This is a genomic window from Anaerotruncus sp. 80 (assembly GCF_009936115.1).
Classification (GTDB): domain Bacteria; phylum Bacillota; class Clostridia; order Peptostreptococcales; family Anaerovoracaceae; genus Senimuribacter; species Senimuribacter intestinalis.
Genome location: NZ_QWES01000001.1, coordinates 225,182 through 246,987, shown reverse-complemented (window position 1 = coordinate 246,987; position 21,806 = coordinate 225,182). Strand labels below are relative to the sequence as shown.

Below are 21,806 nucleotides of genomic sequence, written 5' to 3'. Positions count from 1 at the left end.
GGCGTGAAAGGAGAATGGTTATGAAACAGGCAGAAATCAATGCAGTGTTACAGTACTCACTGGAACTGGGCGCTGAATTTGCTGAGCTATTTTTGGAAGACAGGGATGAATTCAATATTTCATACAAGGAGTCATCGGTAGGAAATATTGCAAAGGCAAGACGCAAAGGGGCAGGTCTTTATCTGATTTCGGGGACAGAATGTGTCTATGTATATACAAATAGTTTATCCCATACCGAGATGATGAAGCTGGCAAGAATCGGTGCTGCGATGCTGAAAGAGAAAAAACAGGGCAGATTTACAGCGCCAAAGACAGCGTCTATTGGGATTTCCAATCCGTGCGAGGCAAAGGTCTTACCATCTAGTGTAGAGCGTGCTAAAAAGTTAAAGGTTCTTGAAAATGCTGATAAAGCTATGAGGAGTTCTTGTAAGTACCTCAGAAGCTTGGATTTAACCTATTTCGATGTAGACCAGAGGGTACGCATTGCAAATACCGAAGGTGTTTTGGCAGAGGACAGAAGAGTTGTATCCAGAATCAGACAGATGCCAAAGCTTGAGGCCGGAGATAAATCGGCAGGGCATTTCACTGATTTTACAAGGCCGATGGGATTTGAAGCTTTTTCTGACGAGAGCTATATCGATCGCATGACAGCAGATTTAAAGAGTATGGAGGAAACCATGTTTGCAGAGGTTGCACCGGTGGGCAGAATGCCGGTTATCTTTGCAGCAGGAGGAAGTTCCGGCACATTTTTCCATGAAGCTTGCGGTCACGGACTGGAGGTTACTAATCTGCAGATTGATCCGACTTATGCAGGAAAGATGGGGCAGCAGATTGCTTCTGACAAGGTGACTGTTATCGATGACGGAACGCTGCCGCAGATGTACGGTTCCTCTATTTATGACGATGAGGGCATGCTGCGGCAGAAAAATGTACTCATTGAAAATGGAATCTTAAAATCCTATCTGGTCGACAGAATCGGCAGCATTAGAACAGGCTTTGCAAGAACAGGAAGCGGCCGTCGCCAGGATTATACCTATGCGCCGGTAGCAAGAATGAGCAACACCTATCTTGCTTGTGGGAAAGACGATGAAGAAGACATGATTCGCTCTGTGCCTTATGGCCTTTTCGTAGAAGAGCTTGGAGGTGGTACAGCGGGAGAAGAGTTTTCTCTCGGTGCACAAAGAGCGTATCTGATTAAAAACGGAAAGCTTGACAGACTTGTGAAAGGTGCGATTCTTACAGGAAGAGCAAAAGACGCAATGATGAATATCGACCGTGTCGGAAAGAAAATGGTATATGAAGACGGCGGCGCATTTTGCGGTGCAGCTTCCGGCCTTGTCAATACAACCACTTCCGGCGCACAGATGCGTATAAAAGAAATGATGGTAGGAGGCGAAAAATGAGAATTACGTTAGATCAGTTTAAAAATATATTTTCCAATCTGCCGTCAGAAGTTACAGAAGCGGAAGTAAACGCGGAGCGTAGGGAAGAATGCCTCGTCACAATCTGCGATGATAAGGTAAGGGACAGCCGTTACTTCGATACGACCAGTATGTACCTGCGGGCAGTAGGAGAAAAGACCGGTACAGGATACCTTTACACCGAGGATATGAACGCAGATCCGGAGGCGCTTCTTCTGGAGGCTCTGGCAAATGCCCCAAAGGGTGAAAATACCAAAAAAGAACCGATGCATCACTGCGCAGAGCCTGTAAGGATTTTTGCCGAAGATGACGGCACAGATTATGATCAGATGAAGGAAAAAGCCCTTTTTCTTGTGAAATCGGCAAGAGAAAAAGAAGGTGTTATTTCTGCTGAACTGACGCTGCGCAAAACCTGCTTTACAAGGTATGTAGTAAATACATGGGGTGTAGACGCTTATGCTGAAAATGTATATTACATGGTAACGCTGCAGGTTGCCATGAAGCGGGAAAGCGGAAAACCTCAAAAAGGTACCAAGTTATTCTGTGTAAAAAAACTGGCAGACCTTGACTTTGAAAAATTGCTGCAGTATGCAATCGCTGAAGCAAACTTGCTGGACGGAGCGGGAAAGCTTGTGGCTACTGAAATTCCGTCCGGCACATATGACGTGGTTCTGAGCAATGAAGTCGTTTGCAATATTTTGATGACTGCATGGCAGCTCTTTAGCGGAGACCACATGGTTTCGGGGCTGTCTCCTCTTGCGGACGCATTGAACAGTAGAGTGGGAAGTGACCTTTTTACGGTGATAAGCGGAGCCGGCTGCGACGGCTGGGGCTATGACATTCCGGTAGATGCGGAAGGCACTGTTTGTGAAGAGACAGAAATTGTAAAGGATGGTATATTCAAATCGCCTATGACAAATCACAGGGCTTCAGAGAAGCTGGGCTTAAAAGCAACCGGACATGGCGGTCGAGGGATTACGCTGACTGGAATGCTTCCAATCGACCTGCAGACTCTGCCAAACGTGTTTTATATCAAGCCGGGCAAAACGCCCAAAGAGGAACTGACAGACAAGCTACTGGATGGACTCCATATCACCTGTTCCTCAGACGAGTTCCATTCCGTTCACGTTGCCGACGGTTCCTTCTCCATTCCTTGCAAAGGGGTGGTCTATGAAAATGGCGCAGCGATAGGCTATGCAGATCAGCTTACCATGGCAGGAAATCTCCGTGATTTATTCGAAAATATTGCGGCGGTAGGAGAAGATTTGCAGCTGCATGAATTCGATTATAAAAACTACTGCTACGGAGGGCCGAGCCTTTTAGTTAAAAATGTGATGATTGGTGGAAACAAAGCATGAGTGTAATAAATGAAACGTTAATTCAAAACGAGTATGGGTTTCTCGGCGATGTGGTTTATTTGAATACCAGCTCTATAGGACTTCCGCCGCTGCGCACCCAAAGGGCGGGTTCGCGCTTCATGGAAGGCTATGTAGAGAGTCTTTGTGTCAACGGCATTACAAGCCTTGGACCACAGCGAACTAGCGCAAAGGAGATGCTGGCGGAATTGATTCATGCAGACACTGATGAAATTGCCTTTACCAAAAGTACTACGGAGGGAATTTCCATCGTGGCGCAGGGCTATCCCTTTGAAAAGAGCGATAACGTGGTTGTCTGTGATATGGAAAATCCGTCTAACCTCTATCCGTGGATTTGCAGTTCCAAGAAATACGGGTATGCGTTGAAACTGATAAAGACGGATGGGAGAAACCTGTCGGAAGAACAGATTTTTGCAGCGGTAGATGAAAATACGAGGGCAATCAGCTTATCGGCTGTTCAGTTTGGAACGGGAATTTGCTTGGATTTAGAAAAAATCGGCAGATTTTGCAGAGAGCGAAATATTCTCTTTGTAGTTGACGGTATACAGGCATTGGGTAGACTTGTTATCGACGTAAAAAAACTGCACATAGACGTTCTTTCCTGCGGCTGCTATAAGGGTATGTTGGCAACCTTTGGAACAGGAATTATGTATTGCCGCAAGGATTTGATTGAAAAGATAGTTCCTTCGTATGTAGGAGGAAGCAGCGCCGTATATGAACCGGATCCGCCGCAGACGCTGGATAGTATTGATGAAGTTTCCCTGCGTAGCGATGCGGAGCGCTTTGAAGGAAGTACGACAAATGCTATCGGCATTGCCCTTCTTGAGAGCAGTTTGAGCCTGATTTTGGAGCTGGGCAAAGAAAATATACAAAATCATGTCAGAGGTCTTGAAATACTCCTGCGAGAAAAGCTGCAGGGCTGCGGGCTGGATATTCTGCCCCAGTCAGAAAACCTGTCCGGGGTTTTGGTGATGTATTATGATGAAAAGCATTACGACCGGGCTAGTGACATTTTTGAAAAGGCAAAGATAAGAGTGACCCACAGACCGGGATATATCAGACTTTCTATCGGGTTACATAATTCGGTTTCTGATATTGAAAAAGCAGCAGATGCATTAAAGCAGCTGGGAAGGCTTTAGGAAAGGAAGTAAGAAACGATGAGAATAGCGATGATTCAAATGCCTGTCACAAAGGACAAGGAAGCGAATTTGAAATATGCTTGCGAGAAAGTAAGGGAAGCAGCACAGCGGGGTGCAGAGCTTGCGGTGCTTCCGGAAATGTTCCAGTGTCCGTATACTGCAGAATACTTTAAGCGATTTGCAGAAGAGGAAGGGGAACATTCATGGAAAACCATGTCGGCATGCGCTGCAGAAAACCGGATTGGTCTTGTCGCAGGCAGTATGCCGGAAGCCTGCTGCGGAAAGATTTATAACACAGCTTATGTCTTTGATGAGACAGGAAAACAGATTGGAAAGCATAGAAAAATGCACCTCTTTGATATTGATATCAAGGGTGGGCAGTATTTTAAGGAATCAGACACCTTTACGCCGGGAGATGATGTGACTACATTTGCGTTCAAGGGTATTACCTTTGGCCTATGTATCTGTTTTGATTTCCGTTTTCCGGAGCTATCCCGCCTCATGATGCTGAAAGGCGCACAGGTAACCATCGTGCCGGCAGCATTTAATATGACTACAGGACCACTGCACTGGGAGACCATGTTCAGACAGCGTGCCGTAGATGAGCAGATTTTTACGGTGGGTGTAGCGCCTGCAAGAGATGTTGACGGTGTGTATGTTTCCTACGGAAACTCCATTGCCTGCGATCCGATGGGACGCATTTTGGTCAGAGCAGAGGAAAAGCCTTGCATGCTGTATGTGGACCTTGACATGGCAGAAGTGGGGAACACCAGACAGCAGCTGCCTCTTGTCATCGGCAGAAGAACCGACCTTTATATGACGAAAGAAATCGGAAAGAAATAGAAAAAAGTCCAAGAGGTGTCGACATGTATGATTTAATCATAAAAAATGGTATGCTCATTGATGGAACGGGAAGTGAGCGCTATCAAGCAGATATTGGAGTAAAAGACGGGCAGATTGCAAAAATTGGAATCCTTGCAGAGGCAGACAGTGAAGCGATCATTGACGCAAAAGGACAGTTTGTAACGCCGGGTTTTATCGATATGCACTCCCATGCCGATGTAAGCATTTTTATGCAGCCGGATGCGGAAAACCTCATTGGTCAAGGCGTAACCTCAGCATTTACAGGCCACTGCGGTATGGGAATGACGCCCCTTGATAAATACTGGACGTTGATGCACGTAGAAGGTCCTGCATACGAGGAAATGATGCCTTTTTCTACAATCGGACATTTTCCGGGAGAATATCCGGCAATCGATGTGCCGACGTTAAAAGCCGGCATGAAAAAGTGCTTTGGAATCAATATGTCGTGGAAAACCTTTGGGGAGTATCAGCGGTATTTGAGGGAGCAAGGTGTTGCCGTCAATCTGTTTATGATAGCAGGACACAGTAACATGCGTCAGAACGCCATGGGGCTCCATGCGGAAAGACCTGCGACGGAAGCGGAGCTTTTAGAAATGGAGTACTGGGTCAAGGAAGCCATGGAAGCAGGCGCTTTTGGAATTTCATACGGTCTTGACTATACGCCGGGCTGGGACGCAGACGATGAGGAACTCCTTAGGTTAGCAGAATGCTTAAAGCCATATGATGGCATTCTCACTGCCCATGTGCAGATGCGAAACCATCGCCACGGAAAAACCGTAGAAGACCATAGAACTTTAGATGGCGTAAAAGAATTGATGGAAATCGGTCTTAAGACCGGCGTGCATGTTCATGTCAGTCATATTGAAGCAGCTGATGAGTTAGATGATGAAAAAGCAATCTACGAAAGTGAAAAGGAAACGCTGAAACTCATTGAAGTCTATCGAAAAAAGGGCGTGCGCGCTACATGGGATGTTTCGGTGCCGAACCTTTATGCCATGTACTATTTCAGTGATTTGAGTAAGGTGCTGCTTTACTACGTAACGAGCTGCGGAGGCAAAAAGGCTTTCGGGGAAAGATTAAAAAGTGAAGGATACCGAGAGTATCTGGCAGAGTGCATCAACAGAAATGAGAACATCGTATTTCCAAGGTGGAACGATCAAGCTGTAATCGGCAGGTGCGCATGCAAGGAATGGGAAGGTAAACGCATTTGTGATATTGCAGAAGCTTTAGAAACGGATTCTGCCCATGCACTGATAGAAATTTTGGCAAGGGATCCGGAAACTCGGTATATTCAGCCCATTGCGCCGTCTCTTGCCAAGCCGCAGTCGGAAAGGTTTTATGAGGCGAAGGAAGCTTGCATCGGAACGGATAATATGGCGACCAACTATGATTTTGAAGGCGATGTAGAGGATATGCCAAAGGATAACGGAACGCCATCTGGATTTTGCGGAATCATAGAGTACATCAACAGCAGATTAGAGCGTGGATATAAGCTGGAGACAGTAGTGGGACAGCTGACAGGCAATGCGGCAAAGGTTCTCGGTTTAACAAAGAGAGGATATCTGAAGGAAGGTATGCAGGCAGATATCGTCATTGCAGATTTGGAAAACTTGAAACCGAATAAGAACATGGTGGATCCCAGAAGCAAGCCGGAAGGTATCAGCTATGTGCTGGTAAACGGCAAAGTCGCCATGGAGCATGGCAACCACAGCCATGTGCGCAGCGGTATGATAGAACGCTACGCAGACCGGTAAAAATAAAAAGATGCAAAGAAAATAATTTATGGAACGAAAAGGAGAAAGAAATATGAAATTAGAACGTTACAATTCAAACGGACGCTTCCACGAAGCAGTCATTCACAACGGAGTGCTTTACCTTTCAGGTCAGATTTCTGATAAAGGCGAAACTGTTTCCGAGCAGGCGCTGTCCTGTCTGGAAATTTTGGAGGGAAAGCTAGAAAAGTATGGATCAGACAAGAAGCATATCATTTCTGCCAGTGTATATCTTCCGGATATGGGAACTTTTGATGAATTTAACGGCGTGTGGGACAACTGGTTCGAAGAAGGCACGCAGCCGGTACGTACCTGCGTAGGCGCAGCACTGTCAGATACGAAATTTAAGGTAGAAATCACTTTAATTGCCGCTGTAAAAGAGGCATAAGCTGGGAGAAGAGAGGTCAAAGTATGAGATTTGTAAATCCATTTGGTGAAAATTGCGGACATTATTCCGCAGGTGTAATCAGCGAAAGCACCCTTTATATTGCAGGGCAGATCGGCGAAGATAAAGAGACTGGAAAGAGGGAGCTTGGAATCGAAGCACAGACTGTTGCCGCACTTAAAAATGTTGAGAAGGTAGTGGAAGCTGCAGGTGCAGTGAAGGAAAATATTGTGATGTGCAAGGTGTATGTTGCGGATCACACATATTGGGATATTGTGAATAAGATTTATGCAGAGTTTTTCGGAGAACACAAGCCTGCCCGCATCATTGTTCCGATAAAGGGTTTTGAACCGGGAACTCTCATCGAAATCGAAGCAGTTGCTGAGCTGCAGTAAGGAAAGCGCCACGCGTATTGCAGACTAAAGCATGGGAGATATTATGAAGCAAAAGAATTTAAAAGCGTATTTTGAAGGATATAAAGAGGAGTTTTTGCAGGATTTAGAAGAACTGATTTCTATTGACAGCACCAGAGGTGAAAGCGAACCGGGTTTTCCTGTAGGTCGCGGCCCTGCACAGGCTCTTGAAAAAGCCCTTGAAATTGCGAAGAGATTTGGCCTTTATACCGAAAACTGGGAGAACTGTCTGGGCATTGTACAGCTAAATGACAGCTGTGAAAGAAAGCTGGATATCTTTGCCCATATGGACGTTGTTCCGGCTGGGGAAGGCTGGCAGGTCACTGAACCTTTTGTGATGAAACTTGTCGATGGCTGTGTTTATGGAAGAGGAACCGCTGACGATAAAGGACCGGCTCTGGCAGCGATTTACGCACTTCGCGCTATTAAAGAACAAGGAATTGCGCTGGCTGAGAATGTGAGGCTGTTCCTTGGCTGCGATGAAGAATCGGGCTGCCTGGATTTGAAGATGTACAGAGCAAAAACGAAACCAGCAGAGATGGCTTTTTCACCTGACGGAGAATTTCCCGTTGTCAACATTGAAAAGGGCAGCTTAAAAGGAGCTTTGACAGCAGAGTTTCCTGAAGATAAAAGACTGCCGCGCATTGTATCTGTGCAGTGCGGAAGCAGTATCAATGTGATTCCAAGCTCGGCAAAGGCAGTGATAGAGGGTCTGACTGCGGAAGATTTAAAAAATATCTTAAATGTGGTTTCAGAAGAAACCAATGTGGATTTTTCGCTGGAAAAGCTGAAAGGTGATTTCATTGGAATTACTGCTGATGGTGAAGGCGGCCATGCCAGCAGACCGGAGCAGGCGAGAAATGCTGCGACTGCGATGCTGCAGCTTTTAGTGAGGCTTCCGGTTGCTGAATCCTTAGGCTTTGAAAAGCTACAGAGTTTACAGGAAATCTTTCCCCATGGAGATTATTACGGAAAGGCTGCCGGTATCTATATGGAGGATGAACTGTCCGGCAAAATTACTGTAAGCCTTGATATTCTAAATTATAATGGAAAAACGTTAACCGGTGAATTTGATTCACGTACACCGATTTGCGCAAATTTGGAAAACTTAAAACCTATTGAGGATATGGCGGAAGAAAAAGGATTGCAGTATGAGGCTGAAAGAGAGGAAGCGCACCACGTGCCTGAGGATACGGTACTGGTTAAGACGCTGTTAAAGTGCTATGAGGCTTATACGGGCTTTGTCGGACACTGCATTGCTATAGGCGGAGGTTCCTATGTGCACAATATGCCTTACGGTGTCACTTTTGGCTGCGCAATGCCGGGGGTTGACAACAGAATGCACGGACCTGATGAATTTGCTGATTTAGACGTACTTCTGACAAGCGGGGCTATGTTTGCCTCTGCGATTTTAGAACTGTGCGGCGAGAGAAACTAATATAGCAAACGACACACATAGTTGTATTCCTATAAAAGAACCGTAAGCAAGGTGATGACCCGCTTACGGTTCTTTTGCTATCAGGGAATACTTTTAGAAAAGCTGTTGACATTTTAACAGAATAGTTTAATCTAATGAATGAAACGGAGTATTTGAGAAAATACGAGGAGGTTGATAAGATGAAAGTTTTGGTAACAGGATTTGAGACCTTTGGCGGGGAAAATACCAATCCGTCATGGCAGGCAGTTCACAGGCTGCCGGACGTAATTTCTGGTGCAGAAATTATAAAAGCAGAGATTCCCGTGGTGTTTGAAAAAGCAGGGCTTGTATTGGCTCAGTCGGTAAAAGCGCATAATCCGGACATAGTGCTGTGCGTTGGGCAGGCAGGCGGCGCAGACGCCCTTGAGGTGGAGCGTATTGGTATCAATTTGATTGATGCGCGCATTCCTGACAATGATGGCAATCAGCCTATCGACATTCCGATACATGAAGATGGCGCAGCTGCGTATTTTGTGACGTTACCGATAAAGGCGATGGTGGAACGTATCCGTCAGGCAGGAATTCCTGCGAATCTTTCTTATTCGGCAGGGAGCTATGTATGCAATACTCTTTTATATGAGGCCCTACATTTAGCGGAACAATCGTATCCTCAGATGAAGGCAGGCTTTATTCATGTGCCATTTATTCCGGAGCAAGTAGCGGATAAGGAGGATACACCGTCTATGGCTCTTTCAGATATCACAAAGGGGCTGCAGGCGGCAATTGAAGCAGCTGTATGTGGAAACGAAATTCACGTGTCGATGGGAACCTTGCAATAGCCATGTAGAAACAGGCATGTACTGCGTTGAGACATGCCTGTATTTTTGTATATGAGAAAACCACGCATTGGACGCGAGGTTCCGGAAATGTTACACATTTGAATAAAAAAACTCCTTCTGCTATACTTGGAATGCGGTCTGCCAACTGCAAAGAAGAATAGAGAAGGAGGACATTCAATGAGTATGAATGACATTAACAGTTTATCGCATTCCAAGTGGAATTGCAAATACCATATTGTGTTTGCACCCAAATATAGAAGAAAAATCTTTTATGGGAAATACAAGAGAGAAATAGGTAGGATTCTAAGACAGCTTTGTGAGTGGAAAGGTGTAAAAATTGTAGAAGCAGAGGTCTGCTCTGACCATATTCACATGCTTTTAGAGATTCCGTCAAAGTATTCTGTTTCAAAATTTGTAGGTTACCTCAAGGGGAAGAGCAGTACGATGCTGTACGAGCAATTCGGGGAGCTGAAATACAAATATCGAAACAGAGAGTTTTGGTGCAAGGGATATTATGTTGATACCGCAGGAAAAAACACAGAACGAATTGCGGAGTACATTTGTAATCAACTTGCAGTTGGATTGAACGAGGAAACAATCCGAAAATATGTCAGAGAGCAAGAAAAACATGATCAGGCGATTGACAAACTGAGCGTGAAAGAGTATAACGACCCATTTACAAAATAAAGAAAACCCCTTTGTGGGGTGGCTAAAGAGGCAACGGCAATGTAGCTTGAACAAAGTGAAAGCTAGCACTTTGGGATGCTAGCCTGTAGTGAAGGGCTATAGTCCTAGAGCAAACCACCCTTTTGAAGGGTAGTTATGATTTGCTGGGGCGCGTCACCAGCAGAGAAGCATTGGGGAAACGCTATGGGGAGTTATCAGCAGACTATAACCTTTTTTATACATTTGAAAAAGAAGTCGAACTATGGTATACTGGACGCAGTTATGGTTCCAATCGTATTTTGAAAGAACCCCATTGCTATGAATTCTATAAAATGTAAAAGTAGCACTGAAGAATCATAAGCTAATGAGATTTACTGAATTATGAAATAGTAGATATATCGAACCCTTTCTACTAAATAATAGGAGGCAAGAGTCTATGACGATTAAAATCCATGTTACAAGAACAGTATTATTTTTGTTGTGCATTGCTGTGACGTGTCTTTTTGTTGTAACTTCCGAGTCTTACGGAGTATCGGTACCGGAAGCGACGGCGACTATCACAGAAAGTGACGGCGTTAATATACGCAGCAGTTATTCCACTTCTTCCTCTATCGTTGGAGCAATTCCATATCGATCCACAGTATATATAGAGAAAGAAAAGTATACAGTTGCAGGAAGTAGCAATAAGACTGATATCTGGTACAAGATTTCCAGCAGTTACGGAGACGGTTATATTCGTTCTGATTTGGCATCGGTTAATTATTCTTATAGAGAGGGAAAGACAACTTCTACGATTAATTATAGAAAAGGACCGGGAACGGATTTTTCCAGTGAAGGAACTCTGGAAAAAGGGACACAGGTGAAAGTAGCTTTGGCAGCAGAGACCGCTGCGGGCTCGTCCTGGTATAAAATCTATTATAATAATGCGTACTATTACATATCTGCAAGCTATGTAGATATGGACAGTCCCTCTGAAGGTATTGGGGGCGGTGCACTGACCGATGCGCAGTTTGAGGCAATGCTTGAGTCAGAAGGTTTTCCTGAAAGCTATAAGACGATGCTTCGAAAACTTCATGTGAATCACCCTAATTGGAAATTCCGCGCAAAACACGTTGACTTTACATGGGAAGAAGCGCTGAATAAGCAATGTGCAAATTCCAATGCGAATTTAGTATCAAGAAATTTCTCGGATGGATTTAAATCTGTTCAAAAGGGAGATTATGACTTTGATAAGCATACTTATATCGGAAAAGATGGAGATTCGTGGGTGTCAGCTTCCAAAGAGGGCGTTGCTTACTATATGGATCCTAGAAACTGGCTGACGGAATCCAGTATTTTTATGTTTGAGCCAAATAATTATGATCCTACCTATCAGACAGAATCTCTGGTGAAAAAAATTCTTTCAACTACTGCACTGCCGTCAACTGCGGCAAAGTATTATATCAGTGCCGCAGAGCAGACTTATAACGGGAAAAAGTATGTGATCAGTCCTGTATATCTGGCGACTAAGACAAGACAGGAACTAGGCAGCAGCGATTTTATGATAAACGGACATAAATTTACATACAGTGGAAAAACCTTTGAAAACTGTTATAATGTGTATAATATTGGGTCGGTAGACAGTCCTGACGGCAGTGCAGCAACCAAAGGGCTTGTTTATGCGGCAGGTGGTGTGAATAAGACTGACACTAGTTATTTACGGCCCTGGAATACTTTGGAAAAAGCAGTTAAAGGAGGCGCAATTTATATTGCCAGTACTTTTTTGGAAAGGAATCAGTATACTTCTTACTACGAAAGATACAATATCATGAACGGGCTTTCGGGAATCGGAACTTATCAATATGCAACAGCAATATTTTCGGCAGCAACGCAGGCATCCTTAATTCAGAATAACTATTATGATTTCGGTGTTTTGAGTGAATCTTTCACTTTTGAGATTCCCGTCTATAAGAGTATGCCGAGTACAGTTGCGGCAAAGCCCAGTGCGGCAAGTAATAACTGTTATTTAGACAGCATTACTGTGTCCGCAGGAGATCAAAAGCTGTCATTTACCAAAAGTTTTAACCGGTTTACTTCAAACTATACAGTGAAGACGACGGTAGGCGCTTCTGTAGATAAATTGACCATCAAGACTATGAAAAATGATAGTGATGCAACTGTGACAATCAGTGGGAACAGTCTGAAGGAAGGCGACAATAAGATTACGATTAAGGTGAAATCTCCATCTGGTAAATATACAAAAAATTACTATGTGACGGTCAGCAAGGATTCGTCTCTCTCAGAGAATCCAAATCAGGATATCATAGACGGTGTAGAGGGGACCTCTCTGACCGCAAGTTCAGAACTGGGAGACGGTTATATCCGTATCAATTGGGAAAAATCTTATGGATATAAGGTAGACTACTTTGAAATTTTCAAAAGTACAAAGTCGGAGAATTATGACAGCAAACCACTTTATACCACGACAGATGGTACCAAACGTACGATGAAGAACACAAGTAATTTAGTAAGTGATACGAGGTATTACTACAGAGTGCGTGGCGTTCGGGTAATTGATGGAACGAAGTATTATACAAAGTGGTCTAATGAAACCGTCCGCACTTATAAAAATCCGGAAAGCCCAGAGAATCCAAATCAGGATATCATAGACGGTGTAGAAGGAACTAGTCTGACAGCAAGTTCGGAACTGGGGGACGGTTATATTCGAATTAATTGGGAAAAATCCTACGGGTATAAAGTGGATTACTTTGAAATTTTTAAAAGCACAAAATCAGGAATTTACGATGGCAAACCACTTTACACCACGACAGACGGTACTAAACGTACGATGAAGAACACAAGCAATCTGGTGAATGGCACAAGGTATTACTATAGAGTGCGTGGAGTTCGGGTAATCGACGGAACGAAATATTATACCCAGTGGTCCAGTGAAGCCAACCGCATATATAAAAGCCCAGAGAATCCAAATCAGGATATCATAGATGGTGTAGAAGGAACTACTCTGACAGCAAGTTCGGAACTGGGGGATGGTTATATCCGTATCAATTGGGAAAGATCCTATGGATATAAAGTGGATTATTTTGAGATTTTCAAAAGTACAAAGTCGGGTGGCTACGGTAGCAAGCCACTTTACACTACAACGGACGGAACTAAACGGACACTGAAGAATACAAGTAATCTTGTAAATGGTACAAGATATTATTACAAAGTGCGTGGAGTTCGGGTAATCAACGGAATGAAGTATTACACAAAGTGGTCCAATCAGGCGAACCGCATTTATCGTTAGTGCAAATAGAAAGAACGCAGGTAAATATATTCTGCGTGAAAAGAAATGGGTGTTGCAGAATCTTCTATTTTTAGATGATGCGACACCCTTTTATATAGCCCTGATGTTTCTGTAAACTGCATAGCAGTTCTTTTGACCTGTTTGACTTTTTTTGCATGATGTTATATAATGGAGTATCAAGAATATGTAAAATATCATTGAAATTTAAACATTATGACATATATATACAACAGATGGAAAAACTATTTTGAGATATTACAGTCAAGGAGATTATATTGAGTAAATTGAAACCGTTTGTGATTGTGCTTTCAAGAAACTATTCTACCGGACTTGGCATTATTCGTTCTTTGGGCGCTGCTGGCTATCGGGTAGATTTGATTGCCAGTACGAAGAAAAAAGGAAGTTCTGTTATTATTTCTAGCAGCAAATATCTGAATAAAACAACAGAAGTTCTTTCACCTAAGATTCAGGGCGATACTGGGGCATCGTTGATGGAAGTGCTGATGGAGTATGCAAAATGCTGTGGGGAAAAAATGGTTCTTTTTCCGGCAGATGACTTTACTGCATCTGTGGTGGATTCTAATCGCGGAGTATTGGATAAACATTTTTTGATTCCGCATACTACAAGAGATTCTGATTGTTCTATTGTTGATTTGATGGACAAGACGATGCAGGAAAGTCTAGCGAAAAAAGCAGGGCTTTTGACACCTTTGGCGTGGAGGGTTTCTCTGAAAGAGACAGTTATTATTCCTGAAGACGTGGTTTATCCCTGTTTTGTGAAGCCTATTGAGAGTGTTTCTGGACGCAAAACAGAAATGATGGTATGCTGGGACAGAACACAATTAAAAGGGCAGCTGATGAAGATGAAAAAGTTTTTCAGTAACCGATCTGTGCTGATTCAGGAGTATCTGCATATTGATAAGGAATATGACATGTCCGGTATCTGTTTGGATCAAAAGGTTATTATTCCGGGAATCATAGAAAAAATCAGGGTAGCAGAGTATGAGCGAGGCGTTACTATGTCCGGCAGAATGTTGCCGCCAGATATATTAGGTGAAACCCTGGAACGTGTTAAAATGCTCATGAAACAGTGTCACTATGTTGGGATGTTTGATGTGGAATTAAACCTTTGCGGGGATAAGATTTATTTCAACGAAGTAAACTTTCGCAGCGGTGGGCCTAATTTTGCGTACTATTTAAACGGTGTAAATCTGCCGGAGATTTTTGTAAAGGAAATCACAGGAGAAGAGCGCAGCAGTGAGGATGAGACGATTACTTCCTTTGGAAAAACCTTTGTATATGAAAAGGTTGTCTGGGAGGATTATATTTATGGCTATATGACAAAGCGTGAACTTCATCGCTGTATAAAAAATGCTGATTACACGCTCCTTTCAAATACAGACGATCCGGCACCTGGAAAGATTTTTCAAAAAAGGATTCGTTTAAGCGCATTGAAGCATCGTGTCAAACATCTTTTGCAAAGAGAAACGGAGAAAAAAGATATTGCGGATACTAGAAAGGCCGATGATAGACACCCTGTTGCTGTGGTAGTAGGCAGAAACTATGGCAATATCCTTACGATGACTCGAGATTTGGGAATGGAAGGATATCAGATAGATGTCCTTCGTGTATATAAGAAGAAACCGAAAGTAATGAATCTGCTCAGTAGAATGAAGCCGGAGATTTACAGCAAGTATGTAAGACAGTTTCACCAATGTGTGAGCGGAGATAATCCGGCGCGGCTTCTTCACAGTTTGTCGGATCTTGCAGCGTCAAATGGCAGAACTCTTCTGATACCGGTAGATGATTATACTGCACAAATTATAGATGAGAACCTAGAAGAACTGAAACCTTATTATATACTCCCTAATATTTCAGATTGTGCCGGAGCGCTAAGCCAACTGATGAACAAGGCTGTGCAGAAGAAACTTGCTGCTACGTTTTCGTTACCTGTGCTTGACAGTGTATTGGTGAAATCCCGAAACGGACAGTTTGAACTTCCGGAAACAATTGTGTATCCGTGTTTTATAAAGCCGAATGTCAGTTCAAAGGATACTAAAGCAAAAATGATGAAATGTAGGGACAGGGACGAACTCAACGGTGTTTTACGTGAGTACGCAGCATCGTCTGATTTTGAAATTCTGGTTGAAACCTTTGCAGAAATTAAAGCGGAGTATTCGCTGCTTGGGGTGAGTACTGCGGCAGGCGTTATAGCGCCGGGACTTTTTAGGGTTGTAGCAGGCGGACACCGGGAGAGAAAAGGCGTAGCGTTAATGGGGGAAACGGTTTCTCATTCGCTTCTGCAGCCTATCGTCGAGCAGTGCATTGCTTTTGTCGATTCCTTGAATTACACTGGTTTATTTGACATTGATCTTATTGAAACAACAGATGGAAATATCTATTTTGTAGAGCTGAACTTTCGTGCGGGGGCATCAATTCATGCCTTTACCCGGTGCGGTGTAAATCTTCCTGCGATGTATGCAGATTATTTGTTGAAGGGTAAGGAACTGAATTTGAACTGTAGTCTTGATATAGCAGGAAAGCGATTTGTCAGCGAAAAAATTCTGCTGGAGGAATATGTAAGAAGTGATTTGAGTCTGTCTGAGGGCAGAATGATGATGGATAGCGCAGACATTTGCTTTATTAAAGCTGACGACGATCCGAAGCCTTATCAGTATTTTAAACGGTTTTACTTTGTTGCTGCTTTGATGAGAATTCCATATCGAATTAGAGATAGAAGGGCTGTAAAATAGTAAATTTCAATATAGCGCTGAATGAAAGTCAGGAAAAAGGAGGATATCATATGTTTAGCTTTTTTAGAAAAAAGGCAGATTCGTCGAAATCTGCAGATAAAGCGTTAAAAAAACAAAAGAGAAAAGAGGAAAATATATTATCTGTTATGAGTAAGACGGGCTGGAGCCGTGAGAAGACTGTAGCACAAATTGAAGACGCTAGACAGAGGTTAGGCATTACCTATAAGGATTATAATCGGTATGAGTTTTATAAAATTCCTATAAACGAGCAGGAAAGTGAATACCAGAGGAAAGAGGCACAGAGAAAGAGAAAAGCTGAAAAAAATGAAAAATTCCTTCATACGGTAATGGAAAATACCGGATGGAGCTACGAAGTAGCAAAAGAAAAAATGGAGGAGTCAAAGGCTAAATGCGGCGCAGAATATAAAGATTATGTAGCATACAGGTTTTGGGAGACTGACGAAGAAACCCAGAAAACTTATTTTACAAAGGGCGACGCAAATGCACTTAGGAAAAAATATAATACGAACAAGGAAAATGTTGCCTGCTTTAGAAATAAGAATGAATTCAATGAGGTATTCGGTGACTGCTTGGGAAGAGTATGGACATACAATAAAGATGTGTCCTTGGAGGAATTCACAGAGAAGTTTAAAAATGAAAAAAAAGTGATTTATAAGCCGCTGTCGGCAAGCTGCGGATCTGGGGTTCAGGTCTTTGACATCTCTGAAGACAGCGTAGAAACCAGCTATGATCGGATAAAGACGCTTCCTGTAGGCATCGTTGAGGGATATCTGATTCAGCATCCGGATATGAGTAGATTTTCAAAACGAGCAGTGAATACGCTTCGTGTGGTATCTGTTTTTAAAGATGACGAAGTGCACATCCTTTATGCTGCTTTCAGAATGGCAGGAGGGGATGCAGTAGTGGATAACTTCCATAATGGAGGCGTTCTTGCCTTGATTGATTTGGAAAGCGGTAAAGTTATGACGGATGCCATTGATTTGTCGGGAAAAATCTATGAAACGCATCCCGCTACAGGTGAAATAATTAAGGGGTTTCAGGTACCTTACTGGGATGAGGTAAAAGCGTTAATTGATAAGGCGGGCAGAATCGTGGAAGGTGTTGGTTATGTGGGCTGGGACATTGCTGTTACAGAGAGTGGACCAGTACTCATAGAAGGAAATACATCTCCTGCACCTAATGTTTTACAGTTGCCGTTCTATCTTCAGGAGCATAGGGGAATGCATCATGTAGTGGAAAGATATTTATAAAAATCTCTTAAGAGGAAGAGGGAAAACAATGAATGATAAAAAACCATTAGTTGTAGTACTTTCAAGAAATTATTCTACTGGTCTCAGTGTAATCAGATCCCTTGGATCTTCAGGATATACGGTGGATTTAATTGCCAGTGCATATAAAGAAAACGCTTCTCGACTGATTGCAGAAAGTAAATATGTTCATGAAGCCGTTGAAGTATTGACGAAGAAAGTGAAGGATGAGGAAGATACTGCGCTGGTCGAAGCCCTTCTCGGTTATGCCAACAGATATCCAGAAAAACCAGTTCTGTTTCCGACAGATGACTATACTGCGTCAGTTATGGACCTGCATAGAGGGGTTCTTTCGGATATCTTCGTTATGCCGGGTATTGTAGGCGGCGGTCAGGGAAGTCTGAAGCATTACATGGACAAAAGTGTACAAGGAGAGCTTGCCAGAAAGGTGGGCATTCTAATTCCGAAGGAATGGGTGATTTCCTTAAGAGATGCGAACATAACAATTCCTGAAGACATGGTGTACCCTTGCTACTGCAAGCCTTTAGAAAGCAGCTTGGGATACAAGCAGGAGATGGCAAAATGCGATAGTAAAGAGGAACTTGGTGCGCATTTACAGAAGCTGAGAGAAAACTTTGCCAATCGTTCTATTCTGATACAGGAATTTCTTGAAATTGATGAAGAAATTGACCTGGAAGGCGTGTGCATGGATCAGAGAGTTGTGTTGCCGGGTATTATCTGGAAAAGACTAATCGGGAAGCATGATGTAGGGGTTCCGCTGGCAGGAAAAACCTTTCCAGTAGAAAAACTGGGAAACTTCAAAGAGAAAATCCTAGCATTTTTGCGTGAATTTCACTATTTTGGTATGTTCGACCTGGGATTCAATATTGTCGGTGACAAAATCTACTTTAATGAGAACAATCTGCGAAGCGGCGGTACTAATTATATTTACTATAAAAGTGGCGTAAATCTTCCGGAAATTTTTGTAAAGGAAATATGTGGTGAGCGGCATACACCACAGGAGGCAGTTCTAGCTGAATTTGGTAAAACATATATCTATGAAAAGGTTGCCTGGGAGGATTATCTTCACGGCTTTATGACAAAAGCTGAACTGGATTTGTGCATGGAACAGGCAGATATTAAGATTATCTGCGATAATGAGGATGCAAATCCGGAAAGGATTTTTTTGGAAGAAGTCACTGAGCGGGAACGAAAAAAACAGATTAAAGATGAATATTTGAATCATATTCTGATAGAATCCGGCTGGGAAAGAGCGTATGCCAGAGAACAGATTAAAGATGCCCGTAATAGACTGGGAATCTCTCTGGCAGATTACGACAAATATGATTTCTGGAAGTACTCCGAGAAGGAGCAGGCAGAGGAATATGCGAAGATACTTCGCCGCAGAGAACGGGATAAAGAGCAAAAAGAGGCCTGTCTCGCCTTTGCAATGGAAACGGCTGGCTGGAAAAGAGAATATGCGGAGAAGCAGATTAAGGATGCAAGAAACAGGTTGGGTATCAGTTATAAGCAATACCAGAAATATAATTTCTGCTTGATTCCTACAGATGAGCAGGATGACAGATATCGAGCGCTTCTGAAAGAAAAGGAGCGACAAAAGGTACAAAAAGAGTATGAAGGGAAAAAGCCTCTGGTTGTTGTTCTTTCCAGAAATTACTCAACGGGTCTTGCCGTAATTCGTTCTCTGGGCGCTGCCGGGTATATGGTGGATTTAGTCGCCAATGCTCATAAACCGGGACTTTCAGACATCGCCTGCTGCAGTAAGTATGTCCGTAGGTCTATTGAAGTCGTATCCCAAAAAGTAAAAGATGGAGAAGACACGGAACTATTAGAAGCGCTGTTTCAGTATTCAGGGGAAAAAGTAAGACCGGTGCTGTTCCCAGCAGATGATTATACTGCTTCTGTGATGGACATGAATAGAGATAAACTGAAAGATATCTTTGTGATGCCTTCTATCGTAGGTGGAAAGGCCGGCGCTATGGTGGATCATATGAACAAAACTGTTCAGGGAAATCTTGCAAGAAAGGCCGGACTGCTTACACCGAAGGAGTGGATTATTTCTTTGGCAAATGATATTGTGATCCCGGAGGATCTGGTTTATCCCTGCTTTGTAAAGCCTATCGAAAGTATTACCGGCTATAAAAGAGAAATGAAACTCTGTAATGATAAGCAGGAGCTCAGAGGCCATCTCAATAAGCTGCAGCGTAAATTTGCGAATCGTTCGATTTTAGTACAGGAGTTTCTCAATATTGAAAATGAAATTGACCTGTCTGGCGTCTGTCTGGATCAGCAGATTATTATTCCGGCAATCATCCGGAAAACCAATGTGGCACAATATGAAAAAGGCGTTACTCTGGCAGGAAAAGTAGCTCCTTTTGCAGAGCTTGGAGAGATTCAGACGCAGATTATTGAGATGATGAAATCGTATCACTATATCGGTATGTTTGATCTGGAGTTCAATGTTGTCGGCGATAAGATTTACTTTAATGAAGTGAATTTGCGGAGTGGAGGTCCTAACTACTCTTATTTCATGAGCGGAGTAAATCTTCCGGCACTGTTTGTAAAAGAGGCTATCGGACAGGAACATATGCCGGAAGAGGAAAAGGTAACAGCTTATGGTAGGAGCTTTATCTACGAAAAAGTGGCGTGGGATGATTATATTCATGGATTTATGACAAAGAGGGAACTTAATACCTGCATTGCAGAGGCGGATATTCCGCTTCTCTATTCTGATGAGGACCCTGCACCGGGACAACTTTTCATCAGGAAAATTACAAAGACTGCACGCAAAAAAAAGATTAAACAGAGACTGAAAAAAATTAGACGGTCACTGGGACAGATGAAACGAGGAATGGCGGCACAGCTTCGCCCTCTGAAACAGATTCTCTTAGGATTTCCACAGACCAAAAAAACAAATAGACGAAACGTGAACTCAGAAAAACCTCGTGTGATTGTTGCAGGTCGTAACTACTGCTCTAATCTGTGTATGGCAAGATCTTTGGGTGAAGCGGGGTATGAAGTAGAGATATTGCGAATTTTCCAGGTGAGGCCGAAGCTGAGAAATCTGATGAAAATGCTCAAACCGGATGCTTACAGTAAATATATCAAGGCATATCATATGTGCGTATCCAGAAGAAAGAGTATTAATATTGTAAACATGCTGAAGGATTTAGCAGATCCTGCCCGCAAGATGCTTTTGATACCGGCTGACGATTTGGTGGCTTCTGTTGCAGATGAATATCTGGAAGAGCTGAGTCAGTTCTATTTTCTTCCGAATGCGGATAATAAAGAGGGAGAAATTAATCGGCTGATGAGCAAAGGAGTACAGAAGGAACTGGCCCTTGCAGCAGGCTTACCAGTATTAAACAGTTGTGTAATCAGAACCGTAGGAGGTAAATTCTACGTTCCGGAGACGGTTACGTATCCTTGTTTTATCAAGCCGAACGTCAGCAGAAACAGCTCAAAGAGCAGGATGCGGGTGTGCTACAGTGAGCGGGAACTCATTGATACCTTGAAAGAGTTTTCTGCGAAGAAAGATATCGAAATGCTGGTAGAAGATTTTGTGGACATTAAGAAGGAATACTCTATTCTTGGAGTCAGCACTAAGGCGGGTGCTAATGGCCCTGGTTTCTTCGGTGCTGAAGAGGGCGGTCAGAATGAGCACAGAGGCGTTGCCGTTACTGGGAGAATCCTTTCGTGTGAAACCATGCAGCCTTTGATTGATAAGCTTATCGATTTTGTAGGTACTCTGAAATTCGATGGTTTATATGATATCGACTTAATCGAAACCGCCGATGGAAAGGTCTACTTCGTTGAAGTAAACATGCGTTTTGGTGCGTCCGGTTATGCGGTTACAAGATGCAACGTCAACCTTCCTGGTATGTTTGCCGACTACATGATTTTCGGTAAGCCGGTAGATATGAACAGTAAAGTTGAAAACACCGGTGTTACCTTTGTCAGCGAAAAGGTACTGATAGAAGAATATATCATGGGAAGACTCCCGAAATCAAAACTGAAGGAATGCATGAACCAGGCGGATATCTGTTTCGTAAAGAATTCAGAAGATCCGGGTGCATACAGACACTTTAGGAAATTTTATCCAATCGCTTCAGTCATGAGGGCTCTGTATAAAATGAGAGATCAGCATGCTGCAGCAAATAAAAATAATTAGGGAAAGCAGGGAGAA

The 21,806-nt window shown here is 43.1% G+C and carries 14 protein-coding genes; all 14 read left to right on the top strand.

What is annotated here, in order from left to right; translation table 11 throughout:
- The first annotated feature begins 20 nt into the window (after nucleotides 1–20).
- The 14 genes from D1155_RS01120 (at nucleotide 21) to D1155_RS01055 (ending at nucleotide 21,791) form a co-directional block, all read left to right on the top strand.
- Nucleotides 21–1,403 carry a TldD/PmbA family protein gene (locus D1155_RS01120; protein WP_160200569.1) on the top strand — a complete coding sequence of 461 codons (1,383 nt, stop codon included), beginning with the start codon at nucleotides 21–23 and terminating at the stop codon, nucleotides 1,401–1,403.
- On the top strand, nucleotides 1,400–2,779 hold the full coding sequence (locus D1155_RS01115) for a metallopeptidase TldD-related protein (protein ID WP_160200568.1): 1,380 nt from the start codon (nucleotides 1,400–1,402) through the stop codon (nucleotides 2,777–2,779). Before D1155_RS01120 ends, D1155_RS01115 begins: the two co-directional genes overlap by 4 nt.
- Nucleotides 2,776–3,936, top strand: a complete 1,161-nt coding sequence (locus tag D1155_RS01110) for an aminotransferase class V-fold PLP-dependent enzyme (protein ID WP_160200567.1) — start codon at nucleotides 2,776–2,778, stop codon at nucleotides 3,934–3,936. The genes D1155_RS01115 and D1155_RS01110 overlap by 4 nt, the downstream gene beginning before the upstream one ends.
- Before the next feature lie 18 nt (nucleotides 3,937–3,954).
- Nucleotides 3,955–4,779, top strand: a complete 825-nt coding sequence (locus D1155_RS01105; protein ID WP_160200566.1) for a carbon-nitrogen hydrolase family protein — start codon at nucleotides 3,955–3,957, stop codon at nucleotides 4,777–4,779.
- A gap of 23 nt (nucleotides 4,780–4,802) precedes the next feature.
- Nucleotides 4,803–6,554: an amidohydrolase family protein gene (locus D1155_RS16065; protein ID WP_160200565.1), complete on the top strand. Its 1,752-nt coding sequence runs from the start codon at nucleotides 4,803–4,805 to the stop codon at nucleotides 6,552–6,554.
- 52 nt (nucleotides 6,555–6,606) lie between these two features.
- The gene (locus tag D1155_RS01095; RefSeq protein WP_160200564.1) at nucleotides 6,607–6,960 is read left to right on the top strand and encodes a RidA family protein; all 354 of its coding nucleotides are present in this window, start codon (nucleotides 6,607–6,609) and stop codon (nucleotides 6,958–6,960) included.
- A gap of 23 nt (nucleotides 6,961–6,983) precedes the next feature.
- The gene (locus tag D1155_RS01090) at nucleotides 6,984–7,352 is read left to right on the top strand and encodes a RidA family protein (RefSeq protein ID WP_160200563.1); all 369 of its coding nucleotides are present in this window, start codon (nucleotides 6,984–6,986) and stop codon (nucleotides 7,350–7,352) included.
- Nucleotides 7,353–7,395: 43 nt separating this feature from the next.
- Nucleotides 7,396–8,808, top strand: coding sequence for a Sapep family Mn(2+)-dependent dipeptidase (locus tag D1155_RS01085; RefSeq protein ID WP_201759498.1), 1,413 nt, complete (start codon nucleotides 7,396–7,398; stop codon nucleotides 8,806–8,808).
- A gap of 179 nt (nucleotides 8,809–8,987) precedes the next feature.
- On the top strand, nucleotides 8,988–9,626 hold the full coding sequence (pcp, locus tag D1155_RS01080) for a pyroglutamyl-peptidase I (protein ID WP_160200562.1): 639 nt from the start codon (nucleotides 8,988–8,990) through the stop codon (nucleotides 9,624–9,626).
- A gap of 183 nt (nucleotides 9,627–9,809) precedes the next feature.
- Nucleotides 9,810–10,313 carry an IS200/IS605 family transposase gene (gene tnpA, locus D1155_RS01075; RefSeq protein ID WP_160200729.1) on the top strand — a complete coding sequence of 168 codons (504 nt, stop codon included), beginning with the start codon at nucleotides 9,810–9,812 and terminating at the stop codon, nucleotides 10,311–10,313.
- A 415-nt stretch (nucleotides 10,314–10,728) separates the two neighbouring features.
- Nucleotides 10,729–13,578: an SH3 domain-containing protein gene (locus tag D1155_RS01070; protein WP_160200561.1), complete on the top strand. Its 2,850-nt coding sequence runs from the start codon at nucleotides 10,729–10,731 to the stop codon at nucleotides 13,576–13,578.
- 275 nt (nucleotides 13,579–13,853) lie between these two features.
- Nucleotides 13,854–16,331: an ATP-grasp domain-containing protein gene (locus D1155_RS01065; protein ID WP_160200560.1), complete on the top strand. Its 2,478-nt coding sequence runs from the start codon at nucleotides 13,854–13,856 to the stop codon at nucleotides 16,329–16,331.
- Between the two features lie 50 nt (nucleotides 16,332–16,381).
- Nucleotides 16,382–17,602, top strand: coding sequence for a sugar-transfer associated ATP-grasp domain-containing protein (locus tag D1155_RS01060; protein WP_160200559.1), 1,221 nt, complete (start codon nucleotides 16,382–16,384; stop codon nucleotides 17,600–17,602).
- 28 nt (nucleotides 17,603–17,630) lie between these two features.
- Nucleotides 17,631–21,791 carry an ATP-grasp domain-containing protein gene (locus D1155_RS01055; RefSeq protein ID WP_160200558.1) on the top strand — a complete coding sequence of 1,387 codons (4,161 nt, stop codon included), beginning with the start codon at nucleotides 17,631–17,633 and terminating at the stop codon, nucleotides 21,789–21,791.
- Nucleotides 21,792–21,806: the final 15 nt, after the last annotated feature.